The following is a 3,293-nucleotide window of genomic DNA, read 5'->3' on the forward strand; positions in this document are numbered from 1 at the left end:
GCTTTGATGACTGCGGCCGAGCACGGCATCGAGGCCGATCAGGACCAGCGCGAACACGACGATGGTGGTCCAGCCCGGCTTGAACGGCTGCAGGAAGAAGGAAACGGTGCCGGCGACATCACCGCGCACGATCAGTTCGATGGCGAACACCATGACGGCCGAGATCGCCAGGCTGATCAGCCCGTAGCGGACGACCGGCCATCTCCGGCCCGGCAGATAGCCGGTGGACGGATCGTCTTCCAGGAATTGCGGCGCGGCGTTGCCGGCACGTTTCGAACTCTTTGCCACTTTAACTTCCCACCCAAAGACAACCCACGTCATTCGATTGTCATATAATTGTCACGCAAAGCTAGCGCCTGTGACGGAAATAAGAAGAGCCAGCAAACGATTCGTGAGCGGTTTTCATCAGGTGTGATCGCCAAAAAGCCCTTTCGGAACAGGCACTCGCTCAAGGATACGGCCCTCGGCATGGGCTGAAGTGGCTTGACTTGGCGGCCTGCCTTGCGTCACAGGCAGGGAAAATTCGTAGTATCACGCAAGCAGAACCAGTCTGGGGAGCCCTCGCATGGCCGTCGCATTTACCTTTCCAGGACAGGGCAGCCAGGCTGTCGGCATGGGCAAGGACCTCGCCGATGCCTTTCCCGAAGCGCGCAGGGTCTTCCAGGAAGTCGATGATGCGCTCGGCGAAAACCTGTCGAAGCTGATCTGGGAAGGTCCCGAAGAGACCTTGACGCTGACGGCCAACGCGCAGCCGGCCCTGATGGCGGTATCGCTGGCGGCGATCAGGGCGCTGGAAGCGCGCGGTTTCTCGCTGAAGGACCAGGTCGCCTATGTCGCCGGCCATTCGCTGGGCGAATATTCGGCACTCGCCGCCGCCGGCTTCGTTTCCGTCGCCGATGCCGCTCGTCTGCTGCGCATTCGCGGTAACGCCATGCAGGTGGCGGTGCCGGCCGGCGAGGGCGCCATGGCGGCGATCATCGGGTTGGAGCAGGCCGATGTCGAAGATGCCTGCGCCGAGGCCGCTAAGGGCTCGATTTGCCAGATCGCCAACGACAATGGCGGCGGCCAGCTGGTCATCTCAGGTGCAAAGGTCGCGGTCGAGCTGGCAGCGAAACTGTGCACCGATAAGGGCGCCAAGCGTGCGCTGATGCTGCAGGTGTCGGCGCCCTTCCATTCGGCGCTGATGGCGCCGGCGGGCAACGTCATGCGCGAGGCGCTTGCCGGCGTGGCAAAGACCGCGCCAGTCGTTCCCGTCGTGTCCAACGTATCGGTGCAGCCGTCGACCGATCCCGACGAGATCGCCGGGCGCTTGGTCGAGCAGGTGACCGGTCGCGTGCGCTGGCGCGAAACGGTGGAATGGTTCGGCGCCAACGGCATCACCACGCTTTACGAGATCGGTGCCGGCAAGGTGCTTTCGGGACTGGCTCGCCGCATCAACCGCGATATCGCCACCGCGTCCGTCGGTTCCTCGGCCGAGGTCGAGGCGGCACTTGCGGCGCTTGCATAAAGCGCCATTTGAGACCATCCCTATAAGGGGCGCCCTCTTCTCAACCTGGAGACAAAAATGTTCGAATTGACCGGCCGCAAGGCGCTTGTCACCGGCGCATCGGGGGGCATCGGCGAGGCGATCGCCAGGGTGCTGCATGCGCAGGGCGCGATCGTCGGCCTGCACGGCACGCGCGTCGAGAAACTGGAAACGCTGGCCTCCGAACTGGGCGATCGGGTCAAGCTGTTCCCGGCCAACCTGTCGAACCGTGACGAGGTCAAGACACTCGGCCAGAAGGCGGAGGCCGATCTCGAGGGCGTCGATATCCTGGTCAACAATGCCGGCATCACCAAGGACGGCCTGTTCGTGCGCATGTCGGACGCCGACTGGGATACGGTGCTGGAGGTCAATCTCACCGCCGTTTTCCGGCTGACCCGTGAACTGACCCACCCGATGATGCGCCGCCGCCATGGCCGCATCATCAACATCACATCGGTGGTCGGCGTGACCGGCAATCCCGGCCAGGCGAACTACTGCGCCTCCAAGGCCGGCATGATCGGCTTGTCCAAATCGCTGGCGCAGGAAATCGCCACCCGCAACATCACCGTCAACTGCGTCGCTCCGGGCTTCATCGAATCGGCGATGACCGACAAGCTCAACGAGAAGCAGAAAGAGGCGATCATGACGGCGATCCCGACGAAGCGCATGGGCACCAGTGCCGAAGTGGCGTCCGCCGTTGCTTATCTGGCTTCGAACGAGGCCGCCTACGTAACCGGGCAAACCATCCACGTGAATGGCGGCATGGCGATGATCTGAGCGAGCTCCGGCAGCAACATCGCCGCGCTGTGAAAACCCACCATTTCGGCTTGGACCTCGGCAATTTTTCGTGTAATGCGGCCCGCAACCCGGCGGTTCGGGCAAAAACCGGTCCGTGGCCGTTGCGTTTCCGGCAGGACCATCTTTCAGCTTGATTAGCGGCATTCCGCCCGCTAACGAAGACAGACAAACAAAAGACGAGGATGCCCCAAATGAGTGACACCGCAGAGCGCGTCAAGAAGATCGTCATCGAGCACCTTGGCGTCGATGCCGACAAAGTGACGGAGCAGGCGAGCTTCATCGATGATCTGGGCGCTGACAGCCTCGACACGGTTGAACTCGTCATGGCGTTCGAAGAAGAATTCGGCGTCGAGATCCCCGACGACGCAGCAGAGACCATTCTGACCGTTGGCGATGCGGTGAAGTACATCGACAAGGCTTCGGCCTGACGCTTTCCGCAGTCGTCACCGGGGAGGACCTGCGATGAGGCGTGTCGTCGTCACGGGCCTTGGCCTGGTTTCGCCGTTCGGCATGGGCTTCGAGCACGGCTGGAAGCAACTGCTGACCGGCCGCAGCGCTGCCAAGCGCGTCACCGAGTTCGAAGTGGACGATCTTGCCTGCAAGATCGCCCACGTCATTCCGCGTGGCGACGGCTCCAACGGTACGCTCAATCCCGAAGCCATTCTCGAGCCGAAGGAACTTCGCAAGATCGGCGACTTCATCCTGTACGGGATCGCGGCCGCCGATGAAGCGCTGAAGGATTCCGGCTGGCAGCCTTCCACCGAAGAAGAGCGTTGCGCCACCGGTGTGCTGATCGGCTCCGGCATCGGCGGTCTCGAGGGCATCGCCGAGAACGCGATCATCCTGAAGGAACGCGGCCCGCGCCGCATCAGCCCATTCTTCATTCCCGGAAACATCATCAATCTCGTGTCGGGCCAGGTTTCGATCCGGCACGGATTGAAAGGCCCCAACCACGCTGTCGTCACCGCTT

At 62.5% G+C, this 3,293-nt stretch carries 4 protein-coding genes and 1 pseudogene; 4 read left to right on the top strand and 1 reads right to left on the bottom strand.

Annotated features, from left to right (window positions below; all coding sequences use genetic code 11):
* Window positions 1-321, bottom strand: a pseudogene (locus EOA36_RS31540) (hypothetical protein); the annotation flags it as partial.
* 244 nt (window positions 322-565) lie between these two features.
* Between EOA36_RS31540 and fabD the strand changes: the two are divergent.
* From fabD to EOA36_RS31560, 4 genes are all read left to right on the top strand, one after another.
* Window positions 566-1,507: an ACP S-malonyltransferase gene (gene fabD, locus EOA36_RS31545; RefSeq protein ID WP_127280774.1), complete on the top strand. Its 942-nt coding sequence runs from the start codon at window positions 566-568 to the stop codon at window positions 1,505-1,507.
* Window positions 1,508-1,564: 57 nt separating this feature from the next.
* Window positions 1,565-2,302, top strand: coding sequence for a 3-oxoacyl-[acyl-carrier-protein] reductase (gene fabG, locus EOA36_RS31550; protein WP_127280775.1), 738 nt, complete (start codon window positions 1,565-1,567; stop codon window positions 2,300-2,302).
* A gap of 212 nt (window positions 2,303-2,514) precedes the next feature.
* A complete protein-coding gene (locus EOA36_RS31555; RefSeq protein WP_006203723.1) occupies window positions 2,515-2,751 on the top strand; it encodes an acyl carrier protein in 237 nt (78 codons plus the stop codon).
* A gap of 34 nt (window positions 2,752-2,785) precedes the next feature.
* The coding region (locus EOA36_RS31560) for a beta-ketoacyl synthase N-terminal-like domain-containing protein (RefSeq protein WP_281040099.1) at window positions 2,786-3,293 on the top strand (508 nt) is incomplete at its 3' end.

It is taken from the genome of Mesorhizobium sp. M8A.F.Ca.ET.021.01.1.1, assembly GCF_003998025.1.
Classification (GTDB): Bacteria; Pseudomonadota; Alphaproteobacteria; order Rhizobiales; family Rhizobiaceae; genus Mesorhizobium.

Excerpts from the sequence above, each read along its gene's own strand:
- fabG (WP_127280775.1), top strand. The coding sequence starts at position 1,565 with ATGTTCGAATTGACCGGCCGCAAGGCGCTTGTCACCGGCGCATCGGGG.
- fabD (WP_127280774.1), top strand. The coding sequence starts at position 566 with ATGGCCGTCGCATTTACCTTTCCAGGACAGGGCAGCCAGGCTGTCGGC.
- EOA36_RS31555 (WP_006203723.1), top strand. The coding sequence starts at position 2,515 with ATGAGTGACACCGCAGAGCGCGTCAAGAAGATCGTCATCGAGCACCTT.